The organism is Streptomyces sp. NBC_00820 (genome assembly GCF_036347055.1).
GTDB lineage: Bacteria > Actinomycetota > Actinomycetes > Streptomycetales > Streptomycetaceae > Streptomyces.
Genome location: NZ_CP108882.1, coordinates 6,997,759 through 7,015,406, shown reverse-complemented (window position 1 = coordinate 7,015,406; position 17,648 = coordinate 6,997,759). Strand labels below are relative to the sequence as shown.

Here is a 17,648-nt window from a genome sequence, read left to right as displayed (position 1 = left end):
TTTGCGTGTACGGGACCGGGGACGGGCCGCGCTTCCGGCGCGGTCCCGTGCCACACGGGTGAGAGAAGAAAGACGAGGAAGACGAGGAAGCCAAGAAGGCGAGGGGGAGGTCGGGGTCCGGGCATGACCGCCCGTGGCCACACAGCCCCCCACTGGTAAAGTGGAGGTACCCCTCCACTGTAGCGGAGGCGCACCTCCGTTTCAACCTGTTCCCCCGGGAGGCATCAGTGACGGCCACGCCGTTCCCCGTCAGCGAGATCGTCGCGTCCCGCCGGCCGCACCGTAAGGACGCGGCCCGCAACTACGACGCCCTCCTCGCGGCCGCCCGCGAGGCCTTCGCCGAGCACGGCGCCGACGCCTCCCTGGAGGACATCGCCCGCAGGGCCGGCGTCGGCATCGGCACCCTGTACCGGAACTTCCCCAACCGCCGCGACCTCTTCGAGAGCGTCTACGCGGACGAGGTCAACGCCCTTTGCCAGGCCTCCGTGGAGGTCGCCGACCGGGAGCCGTGGGAGGCGCTGACCGCGTGGCTGAGGCGGTTCGCCGGCTACATGGTCACCAAGCGCGCGGTCCGCGAGGCCCTCGACGGCGAGTCCGACATCTTCACCGCCTGCCGCGACTCGATGTACTCGGCCGGCGGTCCCCTCCTGGAGCGCGCCCAGCGGGAGGGCGTGGCCCGCAAGGACATGGACTTCGGCGACCTGCTGCGCATGGTCGCCGGCATCACGGCCACCGCGTTCGAGGACGACGCCCAGCGCGACCGTGTCCTGTCGATCGCGCTGGACGGGGTACGCGCCGGCCGCTGAGGCCGGCTCCCCCTTCCTCCGCGCGCCCCTACGTCCCCTCGCCCGCCTCGCGCTCCAGCACCAGGTCGAAGCGGGCGTGCCGGAAGGGGTTCGCCACGCCGTACTCCCGCGCCAGGGAGGGGTCGTCGGTCGGGGTGAAGTCCCGCACCAGGCTGTCCTTCACCGCGTACACCACGTCCGAGTCCAGGTACGCACCACCCGCCACGAAGATGTGGGTGGTGAGCGGGGCGTGCCCTTCGGCGGTGGCGATGAAGTGGATGTGCGGGGGGCGGTAGGGGTGCCTGCCGGTGGCGTGCAGCAGCGCGCCCACGGGGCCGTCGGTGGGGACGGGGTACGCGCTCGGCACGCAGGTGCGGAAGCGGAAGCGTCCCTCGCCGTCGGCGGTGAACAGGCCGCGCCCGTTGCCGGGCGGCTGGACGTCCGGGCGCTGGACGTCGTAGAAGCCGTGGCCGTCCGCCTGCCAGACGTCGAGGACGGCGCCGGGCAGCGGGGTGCCGTCGGCGGAGCGGATCCGGCCGCTGACCACGCAGGGCTCGCCGCCGCCCACCAGGTCGATGGTGGCGCCGAGGGCTCGCGGCGGGGACGCCGTCATGTGGAAGGGGCCGAGCACCGTGGACTCGGTGGCGCCGGGCGCACCGTGCTCGTGCAACGTCTCGACCAGCATCGACAGGCCGAGGACGTCGGAGAGCATCACGAACTCCTGCCGGGTGTCCGTGCAGGCCTGTCCGGTGGCCGTGAGGAACCCGATCGCCCGCTCCCACTCCCCCTGGGTCAGCCGCGTCTCGCGCGCGAAGCCGTGCAGATGGCGGACGAGCGCGGTGAGCAGCTCGCGCAGGCGGTCGTCCCCGGTGGCGCGCAGGCCGTCGAGAACCTGCCGGGTCACCGCGCCGACGGCGTCCTCGGGTACGGCACCTCGGTCCCCCGCGCCCGCACCGTCCTCGGGTACGACGGCCCGGCCCATCGCGCCCGCGACATCCCCGGGTACGGCAGCCCGGCCCATCGCGCCCGCGACATCCCCGGGTACGGCAGCCCGGCCCATCGCGCCGGCGGTGTCCTCGGAAACGACGGCTCGGGTCGCGGCGCGCACACGCGCACCCGGCGCGGCTGTGGTGTCTTCGGTGGTCATACCGACTGCATGCCCAACCCCGCGCCGAGTACCTGGCGAAGGGAGGTGAAAGGGCCGTACGGGTCAATGGATGAACGCGTTCGCCACCACCACGATGACGCCCAGCAGCGCGTCCACCAGGCCGGTGAGCACCGCGCCCGGCCAACTCCGCTCGGCCCGACGGGCGGTGATCACCCCGAGGGCGAAGAGGATCGCGATGTTGAGAGCGAACGCCGGGTACTCCACCTGGTCCGACGGCCACCAGCCCCAGCCGCCGCCCGCCAGCAGCAGGACGGTCGGCAGGACGGTCACGACCAGGGGCCATTCGGCGGCGAGGCTGCGCAGGACGGCCCCGCGATGGTTCGGGGCGCGCTCGGCGATGTAGTGGGCGTAGCCGTGGGCGAGGGCCGAGGCGAGCGCGGTGACCAGCAGCCACGCGGCGTCGTAGCGGCGGCTGCCGGCGGAGTTGTGGCCGTGCTGGCTGAGCGCGGCGACCATCGCGCTGGCGAGGACGGCGCCGTACACCCCGCCGAACAGGATGGCCTCGCGCGTGTCGTGCCCCCGGCGGGGCTCGCCGGCGGCCGCCGTGGAGTCAGCCATGCTCCCCACGATCACCCGCGCCCGGCACGCCCGCCACCCGTCCCGGGCCCGACGCGTCCGCCGCCGGTGGGGATGTTGACACCCGGCCATGTCCGCACAAAGGTGGCCCGGGCAGGAGAGGGACCGGTCGGACGAGGGGCTGTCATGGTGGAAGCGCTCGGTGTCGCTGTCGTCGGGTTCGGCTGGATGGGCCGGGTGCACACCCAGGCGTACGCCCGCGTCCGGCACCACTATCCGCGTCTGCCCCTGCGTCCCGAGCTGGTGACGGTCGCCGAGCCGGTACCGGGCCGGGCCGAGGAGGCCGCGGAGCGGTACGGGTTCGTGTCGGCCACCCGCGACTGGCGTGAGGTGGCCGCCGATCCGCGTGTCGGGGCCGTCAGCGTCACGTCCCCGAACTTCCTGCACCGGGAGATCGGCGTGGCCATGGCCGAGGCGGGCAAGCACCTCTGGATCGAGAAGCCGGTCGGGCTGACCGGCGCGGACGCCCGAGCGGTGGCCGACGCGGTCGCCAAGGCCGGCGTACAGGGCACGGTCGGCTTCAACTACCGTTCCGCGCCCGCCGTGGAGACCGCCCGAGCGCTGATCGCCTCCGGCGAGATCGGCAGGGTCACCCATGCGCGCGTCCGCCTGTTCAGCGACTACGCGGCCCACCCCGACGCCGCCCTGACCTGGCGCTACGAGCGGGAGCGCGGGGGCAGCGGGGTGCTCGGCGACCTCGCCTCGCACGGTGCCGACCTGGCCCGCTTCCTGCTCGGCGACATCGTCTCCCTCACCGCCGACACGGCCGTCTTCGTCCCGGAGCGGCCCCGTCCGACGGGCGCCACCGCCGGTCACGCCCTCGCCTCCGGCGGCGAGCCGGGCCCGGTCGAGAACGAGGACTACGCAGGCTGCCTGCTGCGCTTCGCCTCCGGCGCCCGAGGCGTGCTGGAGGCCTGCCGGGTCTCGGTCGGCGAACAGAACGCCTACGGCTTCGAGGTGCACGGCACCAGGGGCGCGGTGTTCTGGGACTTCCGCCGGATGAACGAACTGGGTGTCAGCCGCGGTACGGCGTACCAGGACCAGCCGGTGAGCACGGTGTACGTCGGCCCGGGCGACGGCGAGTTCGGCGCGTTCCAGCCGGGCGCGGCCAACGCGATGGGCTACGACGACCTGAAGGTCATCGAGGCCTACCGGTTCCTGCGCTCGATCGCCGAGGGCGAGCCGTACGGCGCCACGCTCGCGGACGCGGTGCACAGCGCCGCCGTGCTGGACGCGATGGCGGAGTCGGCCTCGAGCGGGACGTGGGTCGACGTGACGGCACCCCGGCACGGTACGGGACCTGGGCCGACGTGACGGCGCCCTGCGCGCGGGACGGGGACTGGAACTGGGACCGGGACCGGGCCGACATGGCGGTGCCCTGGGCGCGGGACGGGGCGTGACGACCTGGATCGGCGCGCGGGCACGCGTGCCGGTCGGCGGCCGGGGGCGGAGCCCCGGCCGCGCACGGCAATCACACACAGGGAGCAGCGGATCACATGCGTATCGGAATCCTCGGCCTCGGCCGCATCGGCGCCTTCCACGCCGAGACCCTCTCCGGGCTGGACGTCGTCGAGTCACTTGTCGTGGCCGACCCGTCGGCGGACGCGGCCAAGGCGGCCGCGGAGCGGTTCGGGGCCGAGGTCGCGGACTCGCCGGAGGCGCTGCTGGCGGCCGGGGTGGACGGCGTGGTCGTCGCGGCGGCCACGGACGCCCACCCGGCACTGGTCCTGGCCTGCGTCGAGGCGGGTGTCCCGGTGTTCTGCGAGAAGCCCGTCGCCCGCACGATGGCGGAGGGCACCGAGGTGCTGAAGGCGGTGCGGGACAGCGGGGTGCCGGTCCAGATCGGCTACAACCGCCGTTTCGACACCGGCTTCGCCGCCGCGCGGGCCGCCGTCCGGGCCGGTGAACTGGGCGCGCTGCACACGGTCCGCTCGACGACTCTCGATCCCGCGCCGCCGCCCGCCGCGTACGTCGCCGCCTCCGGGGGCATCTTCCGCGACTGCTCCGTGCACGACTTCGACATCATCCGCTGGGTGACCGGGCGCGAGGTCCGCGAGGTGTACGCGGCCGGCGGCAACCGGGGCGCCAAGTACATCGCGGACGCGGGCGACGCCGACACGACCTCCGCGCTCCTCACCCTGGACGACGGCACGCTTGCGGTGGTCTCCAACTCCCGCCACAACGCCCGTGGTTACGACGTGAGGATGGAGCTGCACGGTTTCGCGGACTCCATCGCCGTCGGCCTGGACGACCGGCTGCCGCTGCGCTCGGTCGAGCCCGGCGTGACCTTCCCGTCGGGTACCCCGCACGACTTCTTCATGGACCGCTTCGCCGCCGCCTACCGCGCTGAACTCGGGGCGTTCACCGAGGTCGTCGCCGGCACGCGCCCCTCCCCCTGCACCGTCGAGGACGCGCTGGAGGCGGGCTGGATCGCCGAGGCGTGCGCCCTGTCGCTGCGCGAGCACCGGCCGGTGACCCTCGCGGAGGTCCGCACGGCCTGACCCGGGCGGCGCCCTCGGGAGGGGACGTCAGGCGCGGAGTCCGTCCACGATCAGCCCCATGATCCGGGCGGCCCGCGCCTCCCCGTCACGCGCCGGGTCGATCCGCCACAACACGCTGAGCTGGAGCAGCACGTCCTCCGGGTCGATGCCGGCCTTGAGGGAGCCGTCGGCGGCGCCGGCCTCCAGCAGGACGGCGATCGCCTGGACGAAGGGTCCGTAGAACTCGTCCTCGCGGCCGTTGTCCGTCGCCGCGTGGATGACCTCGGCCACGCCGAACTTGAGCCGGCCGTACCGGGCGACCTCGTCGAACCACCGGCGCAGGGCCGTCAGCGGGGGGTGCTCGTCGCGCAGGCGCGGCGCGAGGTCGATGAGGTACTGGAGGTCGCGGCGGTAGAGCTCCAGGATCAGCGCCTCGCGGGTCGGGAAGTGCCGGTAGAGCGTGCCGATGCCGACGCCCGCCTTCTTGGCGATCGCGGTGAGGGAGGCGGTGCTCGACGCGGCGATCTCCTCGCGCGCGACGGCGAGGATGCGGGCGCGGTTGTCGCGGGCGTCTTTCCGGGTCGGCTTCGCGGGCTGCGGGTTCACGGGTGCGGTTTCCGTCCAGTCTCCGATTGCTTACCGGAGGCCCCTCCGGTACGTTGGAGTCATAGCGGAGGGCCCTCCGTTTCCTGCCATTCTGGCATACCCCACCCTGTCTCACCCTTCTTCCGTGGAGGACGGTCATGTCCGAACTCGTCCTGGTCACCGGTGGTACCGGATACATCGCCGGCTGGTGCGTCGCCGAGCTGCTGCGGCGCGGTCACTCCGTGCGCGCGACCGTGCGCTCCCCCGGCCGCGAGCGGGCCGTCACCGAGGCCGTGTCCACGGTGGTCGACCCGGCCGGGCGGCTGAGCTTCGCCGTCGCCGACCTCACCGACGACGCTGGCTGGGAGGCCGCGCTCGACGGCGTGGACCGCGTCCAGCACGTGGCCTCACCGCTGGGTACGACGGCCTCGGGCGACCTTCTCACCCCGGCCCGGGACGGCACCCTGCGCGTGCTGCGCGCCGCGACGGCGGCCGGGGTGTCCCGCGTGGTGATGACGTCCGCGGCGAACGCGGCGAGCCCCTCGTCGTACGCCACCGACGGCGTCACCGACGAGTCGCTGTGGACCGATCCCGACGATCCCACGCTGATCCCCTACCGCCGCGCCAAGACCCTCGCGGAGCGGGCCGCCTGGGACTTCATGGCCCGCCACGACGGTCCGACCGAGCTGACCACGGTGCTGCCCGGCGCCGTGTTCGGCCCCGTCCTCGCCACGGACAGCCTGGGCTCGGTCGGCATCGTCGCGCGCATGCTCTCCGGGGCGATGCGCGGCATCCCGCGGATCGGTCTGGAGATCGTGGACGTACGGGATCTGGTGGACGTCCACCTGCGGGCCATGACCGCGCCGGCCGCGGCGGGCGAACGCTTCCTCGCCACCGGTGAGTTCATGTGGATGGCGGACATGGCGCAGGTGCTGCGGGACGGACTCGGGGACCAGGGCCGGCTCGTCTCCACGCGCCGGCTCCCGGACTTCGCCGTACGTCTCGCGGCCCGGTTCGGGGACCGGACGCTGCGCGAGATCACCCCGGCACTGGGCCGGCGCAGCCGGCACATCACCGAGAAGGCACACCGCCTGCTCGGCTGGCAGCCCCGGCCCGCCGCCCGGACGGTACTGGACTGCGCCGAGAGCCTGATCTCGCGTGGCGCCGTCCCCGCCCTCGCGCCTCAGCCGCAGTAGCGCACCAGCCACTCGTCCGCGTGGTAGCGGTCGCGCGCCGGGTCGGGCAGCGTCGCGGGGCTGGTCTCCACCGTGTCCTGCGGGCGTATCCGCTCGGGCAGAACGCCGAAGCGGGCCCGGCGCAGACCCGCCGCGTCCGTCGTCCCCGTCACGTCCACGGCGTCCGCCGCGACCATGGCGACCACCATTTCCGTGGCCTCCGCGGCTTCCTCCGCGTCCGCGGCTCGCGCGGATGTCTGCCGGGCCTGCGTGCGGTCTGTCATCTCGCCCTCCCGTCACCGGCGGGTGCCCCCGTCATCCATGACAACGCCCGCGCCCGTCCGCCGGTTCCCGCCCTTCAGGCCTCGTTCCCGGCAGGGTCCGCCGCGGGTGCGGCGAGGTCCTCCGCCTCCGGCAGTTCCGCCACGTCCACCCCGCGCACCTGCGCCAGCTCGTGCCTGAGCGCGGCGAGGTCGGCGCCGCCCGCCATGTGGTTGGTCAGCTCCTCCAGGGTGATGCGGTCGCGCGCGGCGCTGAGTTCGAGGGTGCCGAGGCGCAGGACGCTGAAGTGGTCGCCGACCATGTAAGCGTGGTGCGGGTTGTGGGTGATGAAGATGACGCCGAGGCCGCGCTCGCGGGCGGCGGCGATGTACTTGAGCACGACACCGGACTGTCTGACGCCCAGCGCGGCGGTCGGCTCGTCCAGGATCAGCACGCGGGCGCCGAAGTGCACCGCGCGCGCGATCGCCACGCACTGGCGCTGGCCGCCGGAGAGCGTGCCGATGGGCTGCTCCAGGTCGTCCAGGACGATGCCCATGTCGCGCAGTTCCCGGTCGGCGGTCTCCTTCATGCGGGCGATGTCCAGGCGGCGGACCGGCCAGGGCCCCTTGGTCAGCTCGGAGCCGAGGAAGAAGTTCCGCCACACCGGCATCAGGGGCACCGTGGCGAGGTCCTGGTAGACGGCGGCGATGCCCCTGCCGAGGGCCTCCCGCGGTGTGCCGAAGCGCACCGGGACGCCGTCCACGAGGAACTCGCCCTCGGTGTGCCGGTGCAGCCCTGAGATGATCTTGATGAGGGTGGACTTGCCCGCGCCGTTGTCGCCGAGGACGCAGGTCACCTGCCGCGCGTGGACCTTGAGGTCGACGCCGTGCAGGGCGCGGATGTTGCCGTAGGACTTGCCCGCGCCGCGCAGTTCGACGAGGGGTGCGTCCGTGGACGACGCCGCGGCCTCCGGGAGGACGGCGCCGTGGGTTCCGGTTCCGTTGTCGGTCATCGCTTCACCTCCGGGTGGCCGTGCGCTGGACCCACAGATTGATCAGGACGGCGCCGAGCAGCATCGCGCCGAGGAAGGTCTTGAACCAGTCGGGGTTCCAGCCCGCGAAGACGATGCCCTGGTTCACCATGCCGAACATGAACGCGCCGAAGACCGGGCCGATCGCGGAGCCGTACCCGCCGGTGAGCAGGCAGCCGCCGATGACGGCCGCGGCGATGTAGATCAGCTCCTGGCCCACGCCCTCGCCGGACTGCACGGTGTTGAAGGAGAACAGGTTGTGCATGCCGGTGAACCAGCCGCCGAAGCCGACCAGCATGAACAGCGTGATCTTGGTGAAGTCCACCGGGACGCCGACGGCACGCGCGCTCTCCTTGCTGCCGCCGACGGCGAAGATCCAGTTGCCGTACTTGGTGCGCAGCAGGACCCAGGTGGCGAGGGCCGCGAAGGCCAGCCAGTAGAAGACCGTGACCTTCACCTGGACGCCGCCGATGTCGACCGACGAGGCGAAGACCTTCTTGGCCTGGCCGAATCCGTCCATGTCGCTGATGTCGTCGCTGGCGACGTTGCGGGTGACGAGCTTGGTGACGGCGAGGTTGACGCCCTGGAGGATGAGGAACGTGCCGAGGGTGACCAGGAAGCTGGGCAGCCTGGTCCGTACGACCATCCAGCCGTTGAGCGCGCCGACCGCGAGGGAGAGGACGAGGGCTACGGCCACACCGGTCCACACGTTCACGGTCAGCTGGTAGCTGAGCATGCTCGCGGTGAGCGCGGAGGTGATCACGGCGACGCCGGAGGACAGGTCGAACTCCCCGCCGATCATCAGCAGGGCGACGGGCAGGGCCATGATGCCGATGGTCGAGGACTGGTAGAGGACCGTGGCCATCGAGCCGCCCTGACGGAGCGAGGGCGCGGCGATCAGGAAGAACACCAGGACGGCCATGGCGCCCAGGAAGACGCCCACTTCGGGCCGGGCCAGCAGGCGCAGGACCGGCGGGCGGTGGGCGGTGCGGCCGTCGGTGTCCTTCGGGCCGGACGCCGGCGGCCCGTCGACCGCCGGCCCGGCCTGTGGGGCCGCACTCATCACCGGGTGCCCTTCGTGGCGAACTCGGCGACCCGGTCGACGTTGGAGCTGTCGACGAAGGCCGGACCGGTCAGCACCGGCTGCTCGCCGCCCCCGCTGTAGTTGCCGTTGTTCTTGTACAGCCACAGGGAGTCGACCGCCAGGTAGCCCTGGAGGTACGGCTGTTGGTCCACCGCGAACTGGATGGTGCCCTTCTTGATGGCGCCGGTCAGGTCCTTGTTCAGGTCGAAGGTGGCGACCTTGGCCTTGCTGCCCGCGTCGCCCACCGACTGCACCGCGGTCAGCGCGAAGGGGGCGCCGAGCGTGACGACGTGGTCGATGGCGCTGTCCTGCTTGAGCTTGGCCGTGATCGTCGACTTCACGGAGGGCATGTCGGTGCCGTTGACGTACAGCGTCTCCGTCGTACCGGAGAAGGTCTTCTTCAACCCGTCACAGCGCTGGTCGAGGCCGACGTTGCCCTGCTCCTGGATGACGCAGACGGCCTTCTTGGCGCCGACCGCGTCGAGCTTCTTGCCGAAGGCCTCGCCGGCCACGGTCTCGTCCTGACCGAAGAACTCCAGCAGGCCGAGCTTCTTCCAGTCGCTGAGCCCGGAGTTGAGGCCGACCACGGGTATCTTCGCCGCGTTCGCCTTGCCGATGGCGTCCTTCATGGCGTCCGGCTTGGCCAGGGTGACGGCGATGCCGTCGACCTTCTGGTCGATCGCGTTCTGCACCAGGTTGGCCTGGTTGCCGGCGTTCGGGTCCGCGGAGTAGATCAGCTTGACGTTGTCCTTGGCGGCGGCGGCCTCGGCGCCCTTGCGCACGATGTCCCAGAAGGTGTCGCCCGGCGACTGATGGGTCACCAGCGCGACCGTCATCCGGGGGGTGTCGGCCTTGCCCGCCGAGGCACCCGGCCCTCCCTCCTCGGCCTTCTTCCCTCCGGAGCCACTGGAGCAGCCGGCGAGGGTGAGGGCCACCGCGGTGGCCATGGCCACGACGAGGGCCGGCCTGCGGGACCGGGAGCGAGAAGAGCGGTCCATCTTTGGTGCACCTCACTGCGCTACGGGGGAAGGAACGCTGTTGCGTTGGCACGCGATCCAAGTCCCTGCCGAACCCAGTGTCAATACTTTGTCAAGACATTATTTCAAATCAGGTCCAGACAGAGCGGCACACAGGCGGCGGAAAGCGACGGAACACTGATCACTTCCGGCGCCATCATGCCCCACCAACAGGCCTGAGCAGCAAGCAATTTGACCTGACGCCCGGCCCGGACGGAGCGGAGGCGCCGATCACGTTTCAGGCAAGCCGCACCCCCGTACCGGCACACCTATTGACGCGTGAGCGGACCTGAGGCTGTGATTACGCCACGGTGTTCGGCCTAGGGCCTCTCTTCCGGATCTTGCCGGGGTCGCGGGGTCTGGCACGCACATCTGCTGCGTTGTCGTCACTCGCCGACGCGCCGCGTCGACTCCCTCCTCCGCCTTGCAGCTGCACGCACCAGACCCCGCTCGGGTCGGCCAGAAGGCACCGCAGACCGGAGCCGGCCTGATCCGGAAGAAAGGCCCTAGTTGGTTTCTGACTGGTTTTGAACACCTCTCGGTGACTGGCTCATCCCCTCGGTCGAATCCCGCACGCCTCAGGAGCCGCCATGCGCCTTTCCCCTTCCGACCCCCGCGTCCCGGGTCCCAGCCGTCGCTCGCTGCTGCGCGGAGCCGGCGGCGCCGCCGTCCTCGCCGGCGCGGGCGTACCCCTGCTGTCCGCCTGCGGCGGCAGCGGGTCCGGCTCCGACCCGAAGACCGTCTCCGTAGGCTCCAACGCCTCGGACGCGGTGCCGAAGAAGGCGTTCGAGACCGTCTACGAAGCCTTCAGGAAGCAGTCCGGACTCACGGTCCACGTGAACACCAAGGACCACAACACCTTCCAGGAGCAGATCAACTCCTACCTCCAGGGCACTCCGGACGACGTGTTCAACTGGTTCGCCGGGTACCGCATGCAGTTCTTCGCGGCGAAGAAGCTCGCCACGCCGCTGGACGACGTGTGGCAGAAGATCGGCGGCAACTTCCCGGAGGCGATGAGGAAGCTCAGCAAGGGCGAGGACGGCAAGTACTACTTCGTGCCGATGACGTCGTACCCGTGGGCCGTCTTCTACCGCCGCAGCGTCTTCCGGCAGCACGGTTACGAAGTCCCCACCACCTGGGACCAGTTCGTCGCCCTGTGCCGGCGGATGAAGGGGGACGGACTCGTGCCGCTCGCCTTCGCCGACAAGGACGCGTGGCCGGCGATGGGCACCTTCGACCAGATCGACTTCCGCCTCAACGGCTACGACTTCCACGTGCAGTTGATGGCCGGCAAGGCCTCCTGGACCGACGCCAGGGTCAGGGCGGTCTTCGACCACTGGACCGAGATCCTGCCCTACCACCAGGACGGCGCCATGGGCCGTACCTGGCAGGACGCCGCGCAGACGCTGGTGGCGAAGAAGGCCGGCATGTACCTCCTCGGCTCCTTCGTGGCCCAGCAGTTCACGGACAAGGCGGACCTGGACGACCTCGACTTCTTCGCCTTCCCCGAGATCGACCCGGCCTACGGCCAGGACACGGTCGAGGCGCCGACCGACGGCTTCATGCTCAGCAAGGCACCGAAGAACCACGCGGGCGCCGCGAAGCTGCTGGAGTACCTGGGCACTCCGGGGGCCGAGGAGGTCTACCTCAAGACCGACTCCAGCGTGGTGGCCGCCTCCGACAAGGCCGACACCTCCGCGTACTCGGCGCTGCAGAAGAAGGCGTTCACGATGATCGGCAACGCCAAGACCCTCACCCAGTTCATGGACCGCGACAGCCGGCCGGACTTCACCTCCACGGTGATGCAGCCCGCGCTCCAGAAGTTCATCCAGAACCCCAAGGGCGTGGACGGACTGCTGTCGTCGATCGAGCGCCAGAAGAAGACCATCTTCGCGTCCTCGTGAGCGGCCCGATGACCACCGACACGACCACCACCCAGTCCCCGGAGGCGGCCGCGCGGCCGCCCGCGGGCCCCGCGCTCGCGAAGCGGCGGGCCGCGCGGAGCCGCCGGCGCCTGCTGACCCGCCGTGACCGGTTCACGCTCGCCGCGATGGTCGGCGTGCCCACGGTCCTGCACCTGATCCTGGTCTGGGTCACCGCCCTCGCCTCCGTCGCGCTGGCCTTCACCACCTGGGACGGCATCGGGTTCGACTCGATCAAGTGGGTCGGCCTGGACAACTTCCGGCAGCTCTTCGAGGACAACCCCCAGTTCTGGCCGGCCCTTCAGCACAACGCCGTCTGGTTCGTGGCGCTGATCCTCGTCCCGACGCCGTTCGGCCTGTTCCTGGCCGTGCAGCTGGACAAGCGGATCCGGTTCAGCCGGGTCTACCAGACCGCGTACTTCCTGCCGGTCGTCATCTCGATGGCGTGCATCGGCTTCGTCTGGCAACTCGTCTACAACCCGGACACGGGCCTGATCAACAGCCTGACCGGAGCCAACGAGCCCGGCCACTACATCGACTGGATCGGCGACCCCGACCTCAACCTGTGGGCCGTCCTGGTCGCCGCGTCCTGGCGGCACACCGGGTACATGATGATCCTCTACCTGGCAGGCCTGAAGAGCGTCGACCCGTCGCTGCGGGAGGCCGCCGCGCTGGACGGCGCGGGCGAGTGGCAGACGTTCAGGCACGTCGTCTTCCCGACCCTGCGCCCGACCAACACGGTCGTCCTGGTCGTCACCGTCATCGAGTCGTTGCGCGCCTTCGACCTGGTCTTCGTCTTCAACAAGGGCGCGCAGGGCACCGAGTTGCTGTCGATCCTGGTGACCAACAACATCATCGGCGAGTCCAGCCGCATCGGTTACGGGTCGGCGATCGCCGTCGTCCTGCTGGTGATCTCCCTCGCGGTGATCATCCCGTACCTGGTGGCGGCCTTCCGGAAGGAACGGCGATCGTGAGCGCCTCCACCGTCACCGCCGGACCGAAGCGGCGGCCCCCGGTCCGTCCGGCCCGGATCATGCTGCACGTCTTCCTCGCCGGTACGGCCCTGGCGTGGCTCGCGCCCCTGCTGTGGGCGGTCTTCTCCGCGCTGCGGCCGTACGGCGAGACCAGCTCCAAGGGCTACGTGTCCTGGCCGGACACGCTGAACCTGGACAACTTCACGAACGCGTTCGAGCAGTCGGACATGCTGCACTACTTCGGCAACACGCTGATCATCGCCGTACCGGCCGTGCTGCTGACCCTGTTCCTGTCCTCCTGCGTCGCCTTCCGCGTCAGCCGCTTCGACTTCCGCCTCAATCTGGCGCTGCTGCTGGTCTTCACGGCGGGCAACCTGCTCCCGCAACAGGTGATCATCACCCCGCTGTACCGGCTGTACCTGCTCACGGACCTGCCCGGCGTCACCGCGAGCGGGAAGCTGTACGACTCCGCGCTCGGGCTCGTGCTGATCCACGTGGCGTTCCAGTCCGGGTTCTGCACCTTCGTGCTGAGCAACTACATGCGCTCGCTGCCGCAGGAACTGACCGAGGCCGCGCTGGTCGACGGCGCCTCGGTGTGGCGGCTGTACTGGCAGATCACGCTGCCGCTGTGCAAGCCGGCGATGGCGGCCCTCGCGACGCTGCTGTCGATCTGGATCTACAACGACTTCTTCTGGGCCCTCGTGCTGATCTCGACCGGCGAGAACATGCCGGTCACCTCGGCCCTGAACAACCTCTCCGGTCAGTACTTCACCGACCCCAACCTGGTCGCCGCCGGGGCCCTGCTCACCGCCGTTCCGACCCTGATCGTCTACTTCGCGCTCCAGCGCCAGTTCGTCAGCGGCCTGACCCTGGGCTCGAACAAGAGCTGAGGCCGCGCCTCGGGCTCGGACAGGGGCCGAGACCGCGCCGCTGAGACCGTTCCTCGGGCTCGTACAGGGCCTGACCAGCCGGTTCCGCTGAGCGACCCCCTGGACACCGACCGCAATTTCTCCCGGCCCCCGCGCCTACGAAGAAAGGTTTTTGCATGATCGGGCGTCCTTTACGGCACAAGAAACGGTGATTTGGCACCGGCGCGGTGCATCACGGACCATGGGCTGGTCCCGGCGATCCCGGGAACACCAGTTCTCTGAGAGGTAACGCCACGCATGCACGCCACCGGGACCGCCCCGCAGACGGCTCCGGCGCCCCCGGGCGCCCACGAGATTCCCGGTGAGGACCAGCACGGCAACACCGGCAAGCACGCCCGCCGCTTCGGGCTGCCCGTCGCCACCGCCCTGGTCATGGGCAACATCATCGGCGGGGGCATCTTCCTGCTCCCGGCCTCCGTCGCCCCGTTCGGCACGGTCAGCCTGGTCGCCTTCGGCGTCCTGACCGTCGGCGCCATCGCGCTCGCCCTGGTGTTCGGCCGCCTCGCCGAGCGCAACCCGGCGACCGGCGGCCCGTACGTCTACGCCCGCGAGGCCTTCGGCGACTTCGCCGGCTTCCTCACCGCCTGGTCGTACTGGATCACCACCTGGGTCTCCAACGCGGCGCTCGCCGTCGCGGCCGTCGGTTACCTCGACGTGCTGATCCCGGTCAGTGGCCACCGCTGGACCGCGTGCCTGGCGGCGCTGGTCATCCTGTGGCTGCCCGCCCTCTCCAACTTCGCCGGCACCCGGTACGTGGGCGCCGTGCAGCTCGTCTCCACCGTGCTGAAGTTCGCTCCGCTGCTCCTCGTCGCGATCGGCGGTCTGTTCTTCTTCGACCCGCACAAGCTCGGGCCCTTCCACGCGAGCGGCGGGAGCACCCTGAGCGCGGTGTCCGCCTCCGCCGCGCTGCTGCTCTTCTCCTACCTCGGTGTGGAGTCCGCCGCGGTCAGCGCGGGCGAGGTCAAGAACCCGCGGCGCAACGTGGGGCGCGCCACGGTCATCGGCACCGCCGGTGCGGCGATCGTCTACCTGCTGGGCACCCTGTCCGTCTTCGGCACGGTCTCGCACAACCACCTGGTGAAGTCCACCGCGCCCTTCTCGGACGCCGTGAACGCCATGTTCGGCGGCACCTGGGGCGGCTGGGCCGTCGCGCTCGCCGCGCTGGTGTCGATGGTGGGCTGCCTCAACGGCTGGACCCTGCTGAGCGCCCAGACCCCGTACGCCGCCGCGCAGGACGGCCTGTTCCCCGCCGCCTTCGGCCGCCGCAAGCGGGGCGTGCCGACCGTCGGCGTCGTCGTCACCGTGGTGCTGGCCTCGCTGCTGACCGTCTACAACTACATGTCGGGCTCCGGCAAGGTCTTCGAGTCCCTGATCCTCATCACCACGTTCACCGCCACCGTGCCGTACCTGCTGGCCGCCGCCGCGCAGCTGTTCCACCTGATCAGCGGCCGCCGCGACCAGGTCGCCCCGGCCCGGCTGGTGCGCGACCTGGTGATCGCGGGCGTCGCCGCCGGCTTCTCCGTCTGGCTCGTCGCGGGCGCCGGCTACGCGGCGGTGTACCAGGGCGTGCTGTTCCTGTTCGTCGGGATCATCATCTTCGCGGTGATGGCGGGACGGCGGCAGCGGGCGGCGTGACCCGGCGGCCGCCGGCCCCGAAACCGCGGCACGGCACAGCACGCAGCAGTACGACGCAACACAACTGAAGACCTTCGAGGGGCCGTGCCGGACCAGATCCGGCACGGCCCCTCGTCGCGTTCCCGGTACCCGTGTCGCATCCGTGTCGCACCCGTGCCACGCCCCGCCCCGCCCCGCGCCTACGGCCGACCTCACGGCCGATTCCACCGCCGATCGCTCGAACGGCTCAACGCCGCTGGGCTGGAGGAGGCGAGTCTGCGTCGGCGGTGTGACGGTGGTGGAAGGCATGGGCGCACGCGCGTACGGATCCGAGGAGGCGGGATGTCGGAGGGCCTGGTCGAGGACGGCAGTGCGGTCTGTGCCGTCACCGAGACCGACAGGGGGCCGGCGGCAGGCCGCTCCCGGTACGGCTTCGAGCAGGTGAGCGCCGTCGCCGACGCCGTCCTCTACGAGGGCTACCTGCTGTATCCCTACCGCCGGTCTTCGGCCAAGAACCGCGTGCGCTGGCAGTTCGGGGTGCTCTTCCCCCGGGACTGGGTGGAACAGTCCGGGCCCGTCGTCGTCGGCGTCTCCGGTTCGGCGGACTCCTGGTACCAGCGGACCGAGTGCCTGCTGCGCGTACGACGGCCCGACGCGGTCGTACGGATCCGGGTGCGCTACCTCCAGCTGCAGCACAAGCAGGTGGAGGAGGCCGGCCGCGACGGCAGCCACCGGGCGGTCGCGTCCCTGCACACGGACGACGGCACGGCCCATCTGAGCTTCGACGAGGCGGTGCCCCGCGAGGCCGGGCTCACCGTCCCACTGGAGGACCTGCTGCGGCGCGAGCACACCCTCGCGGTGGAAGCGCCGGCCGGAACGGACAGCGAACCGCTGCCCGACGGGATCGGGCGGGTGGTGCGCCGTCGCGAGGAGGTGCGGGCCCGCACCACGCTCGTGGCCGAGCGGCTGTCCGAGGATCTCTGCCGGCTCCGGGTGCGCACGGTGCACGCGGGGCCCGCGCCGGATCCGCGAACCCCGCGCGACGAGGCGCTGCGCGGCGCCCTCATCGCGACGCACACCCTCCTCGCCGGCGAGGGCGTGGACTTCGTGTCGCTGATCGATCCGCCCGCCGCGCTGCGCGAGGACACCCGGGCCTGCCGGAACGAGTTCACCTTTCCCGTCCTCGGCGGCGCACCCCCCACCGGCCCGGCCGGCGCCGACGGCGACGCCGACGGGGACGGAGACGGGGCCACCGGCGACCTCCTGCTCTCCGCGCCGATCATCCTCCCCGATCACCCGCAGGTGGCGCCCGAGAGCCCGGGCGATCTGCACGACGCCGCGGAGATCGACGAGATCCTCACCCTGCGCACGATGCTGCTGACCGACGAGGAGAAGCGCGAGGCGCGCGCCACCGATCCGCGCGCCGCCGCGATCCTCGACCGGGTCGACACGATGCCCCCGGAGGTCTTCGAGCGACTGCACGGCGCCGTCCGCTCCCTGACCCCGGCCGGCCCCACTGGTCCCACTGGTCTCGCCGGCCCCGCTGACCACACTGGTCTCACCAGCCCCGCTGACCACACTGGTCTCACCAGCCCCACCGGCCTTGTCGGGCCCAGCGGCCCCAGCGGCCCCGGCAACCCCTACGGCCCCACGAGCCCCCTCGCCCCCGGCCTCGGTGTCGGCACCGACCTCGCTGGTCCCGCTGTCCCCGGCCGGCCGGCCTGGTGGCAGGAGGGCGGTGACGACGGCCTGTCCCCGGCCACCGACACCGTGCTCGTCGACGGAAGGCGCGTCGGCAAGGGCTGCCGCGTGCGGCTGCGCCCGCGGGGCCGGGGCGCCGACGCGCAGGACATGTTCCTGGCCGGCCGGAGCGCACAGGTGGCCGCCGTCTTCCACGACGTGGACGGCAGCACGCACGTGGCCGTCACCGTCGACGACGATCCGGCGGCCGAGCTGCACACCTGGTACGGCCGCTTCCACTACTTCCGGCCCGACGAACTCGAGCCCATCGAGCCCGCCGGAACCCCGGACGAGCCGTAGACACCGGCT

The 17,648-nt window shown here is 71.5% G+C and carries 16 protein-coding genes; 9 read left to right on the top strand and 7 right to left on the bottom strand.

What is annotated here, in order from left to right:
- The first annotated feature begins 227 nt into the window (after positions 1–227).
- Positions 228–806: a TetR/AcrR family transcriptional regulator gene (locus OIB37_RS31325; RefSeq protein ID WP_330460972.1), complete on the top strand. Its 579-nt coding sequence runs from the start codon at positions 228–230 to the stop codon at positions 804–806.
- Positions 807–834: 28 nt separating this feature from the next.
- Here OIB37_RS31325 and OIB37_RS31320 read toward each other — a convergent pair whose 3' ends face one another.
- Both OIB37_RS31320 and OIB37_RS31315 read right to left on the bottom strand, forming a co-directional pair.
- The gene (locus OIB37_RS31320; protein ID WP_330462040.1) at positions 835–1,767 is read right to left on the bottom strand and encodes a dioxygenase family protein; all 933 of its coding nucleotides are present in this window, start codon (positions 1,765–1,767) and stop codon (positions 835–837) included.
- 228 nt (positions 1,768–1,995) lie between these two features.
- The gene (locus tag OIB37_RS31315) at positions 1,996–2,511 is read right to left on the bottom strand and encodes a hypothetical protein (RefSeq protein ID WP_330460971.1); all 516 of its coding nucleotides are present in this window, start codon (positions 2,509–2,511) and stop codon (positions 1,996–1,998) included.
- Positions 2,512–2,655: 144 nt separating this feature from the next.
- On the opposite strand from OIB37_RS31315, the gene OIB37_RS31310 reads away from it, so the two are divergent.
- Together OIB37_RS31310 and OIB37_RS31305 are read left to right on the top strand one after the other, a co-directional pair.
- Positions 2,656–3,843 (top strand): Gfo/Idh/MocA family protein, encoded by a 1,188-nt coding sequence (locus OIB37_RS31310; protein WP_330460970.1) that lies wholly within the window; start codon positions 2,656–2,658, stop codon positions 3,841–3,843.
- A 182-nt stretch (positions 3,844–4,025) separates the two neighbouring features.
- On the top strand, positions 4,026–5,030 hold the full coding sequence (locus tag OIB37_RS31305) for a Gfo/Idh/MocA family protein (RefSeq protein ID WP_330460969.1): 1,005 nt from the start codon (positions 4,026–4,028) through the stop codon (positions 5,028–5,030).
- A 27-nt stretch (positions 5,031–5,057) separates the two neighbouring features.
- Here the strand turns inward: OIB37_RS31305 and OIB37_RS31300 are convergent, their stop codons facing one another.
- Positions 5,058–5,615 (bottom strand): TetR/AcrR family transcriptional regulator, encoded by a 558-nt coding sequence (locus OIB37_RS31300; protein WP_330460968.1) that lies wholly within the window; start codon positions 5,613–5,615, stop codon positions 5,058–5,060.
- Positions 5,616–5,752: 137 nt separating this feature from the next.
- On the opposite strand from OIB37_RS31300, the gene OIB37_RS31295 reads away from it, so the two are divergent.
- Positions 5,753–6,790, top strand: coding sequence for an NAD-dependent epimerase/dehydratase family protein (locus OIB37_RS31295; protein ID WP_330460967.1), 1,038 nt, complete (start codon positions 5,753–5,755; stop codon positions 6,788–6,790).
- Here the strand turns inward: OIB37_RS31295 and OIB37_RS31290 are convergent.
- From OIB37_RS31290 to OIB37_RS31275, 4 genes are all read right to left on the bottom strand, one after another.
- A complete protein-coding gene (locus OIB37_RS31290; protein WP_443058228.1) occupies positions 6,778–7,053 on the bottom strand; it encodes a hypothetical protein in 276 nt (91 codons plus the stop codon). The genes OIB37_RS31295 and OIB37_RS31290 overlap by 13 nt on opposite strands.
- Before the next feature lie 74 nt (positions 7,054–7,127).
- Complete coding sequence (locus tag OIB37_RS31285; RefSeq protein ID WP_330460966.1) at positions 7,128–8,042, bottom strand: ATP-binding cassette domain-containing protein; 915 nt, start codon at positions 8,040–8,042, stop codon at positions 7,128–7,130.
- A gap of 4 nt (positions 8,043–8,046) precedes the next feature.
- The gene (locus tag OIB37_RS31280; protein ID WP_330460965.1) at positions 8,047–9,123 is read right to left on the bottom strand and encodes an ABC transporter permease; all 1,077 of its coding nucleotides are present in this window, start codon (positions 9,121–9,123) and stop codon (positions 8,047–8,049) included.
- Positions 9,123–10,142 carry a sugar ABC transporter substrate-binding protein gene (locus OIB37_RS31275; protein ID WP_330460964.1) on the bottom strand — a complete coding sequence of 340 codons (1,020 nt, stop codon included), beginning with the start codon at positions 10,140–10,142 and terminating at the stop codon, positions 9,123–9,125. Before OIB37_RS31275 ends, OIB37_RS31280 begins: the two co-directional genes overlap by 1 nt.
- Positions 10,143–10,750: 608 nt before the next feature.
- On the opposite strand from OIB37_RS31275, the gene OIB37_RS31270 reads away from it, so the two are divergent.
- From OIB37_RS31270 to OIB37_RS31250, 5 genes are all read left to right on the top strand, one after another.
- Positions 10,751–12,064: an ABC transporter substrate-binding protein gene (locus OIB37_RS31270; RefSeq protein WP_330460963.1), complete on the top strand. Its 1,314-nt coding sequence runs from the start codon at positions 10,751–10,753 to the stop codon at positions 12,062–12,064.
- An 8-nt stretch (positions 12,065–12,072) separates the two neighbouring features.
- Positions 12,073–13,056, top strand: coding sequence for a carbohydrate ABC transporter permease (locus tag OIB37_RS31265; RefSeq protein WP_330460962.1), 984 nt, complete (start codon positions 12,073–12,075; stop codon positions 13,054–13,056).
- Positions 13,057–13,115: 59 nt separating this feature from the next.
- Positions 13,116–13,946, top strand: a complete 831-nt coding sequence (locus OIB37_RS31260; RefSeq protein ID WP_330462038.1) for a carbohydrate ABC transporter permease — start codon at positions 13,116–13,118, stop codon at positions 13,944–13,946.
- A gap of 276 nt (positions 13,947–14,222) precedes the next feature.
- Positions 14,223–15,620, top strand: coding sequence for an amino acid permease (locus tag OIB37_RS31255; protein WP_330460961.1), 1,398 nt, complete (start codon positions 14,223–14,225; stop codon positions 15,618–15,620).
- Positions 15,621–15,941: 321 nt separating this feature from the next.
- Complete coding sequence (locus OIB37_RS31250) at positions 15,942–17,639, top strand: hypothetical protein (RefSeq protein WP_330460960.1); 1,698 nt, start codon at positions 15,942–15,944, stop codon at positions 17,637–17,639.
- Positions 17,640–17,648: the final 9 nt, after the last annotated feature.

Coding starts and splice junctions, on each gene's coding strand:
- OIB37_RS31310 (WP_330460970.1), top strand. CDS start 2,656: ATGGTGGAAGCGCTCGGTGTCGCTGTCGTCGGGTTCGGCTGGATGGGC.
- OIB37_RS31250 (WP_330460960.1), top strand. CDS start 15,942: ATGTCGGAGGGCCTGGTCGAGGACGGCAGTGCGGTCTGTGCCGTCACC.
- OIB37_RS31280 (WP_330460965.1), bottom strand. CDS start 9,123: ATGAGTGCGGCCCCACAGGCCGGGCCGGCGGTCGACGGGCCGCCGGCG.
- OIB37_RS31255 (WP_330460961.1), top strand. CDS start 14,223: ATGCACGCCACCGGGACCGCCCCGCAGACGGCTCCGGCGCCCCCGGGC.
- OIB37_RS31305 (WP_330460969.1), top strand. CDS start 4,026: ATGCGTATCGGAATCCTCGGCCTCGGCCGCATCGGCGCCTTCCACGCC.
- OIB37_RS31290 (WP_443058228.1), bottom strand. CDS start 7,053: ATGACAGACCGCACGCAGGCCCGGCAGACATCCGCGCGAGCCGCGGAC.
- OIB37_RS31320 (WP_330462040.1), bottom strand. CDS start 1,767: ATGGGCCGGGCCGTCGTACCCGAGGACGGTGCGGGCGCGGGGGACCGA.
- OIB37_RS31285 (WP_330460966.1), bottom strand. CDS start 8,042: ATGACCGACAACGGAACCGGAACCCACGGCGCCGTCCTCCCGGAGGCC.
- OIB37_RS31265 (WP_330460962.1), top strand. CDS start 12,073: ATGACCACCGACACGACCACCACCCAGTCCCCGGAGGCGGCCGCGCGG.
- OIB37_RS31295 (WP_330460967.1), top strand. CDS start 5,753: ATGTCCGAACTCGTCCTGGTCACCGGTGGTACCGGATACATCGCCGGC.
- OIB37_RS31260 (WP_330462038.1), top strand. CDS start 13,116: ATGCTGCACGTCTTCCTCGCCGGTACGGCCCTGGCGTGGCTCGCGCCC.
- OIB37_RS31315 (WP_330460971.1), bottom strand. CDS start 2,511: ATGGCTGACTCCACGGCGGCCGCCGGCGAGCCCCGCCGGGGGCACGAC.
- OIB37_RS31270 (WP_330460963.1), top strand. CDS start 10,751: ATGCGCCTTTCCCCTTCCGACCCCCGCGTCCCGGGTCCCAGCCGTCGC.
- OIB37_RS31275 (WP_330460964.1), bottom strand. CDS start 10,142: ATGGACCGCTCTTCTCGCTCCCGGTCCCGCAGGCCGGCCCTCGTCGTG.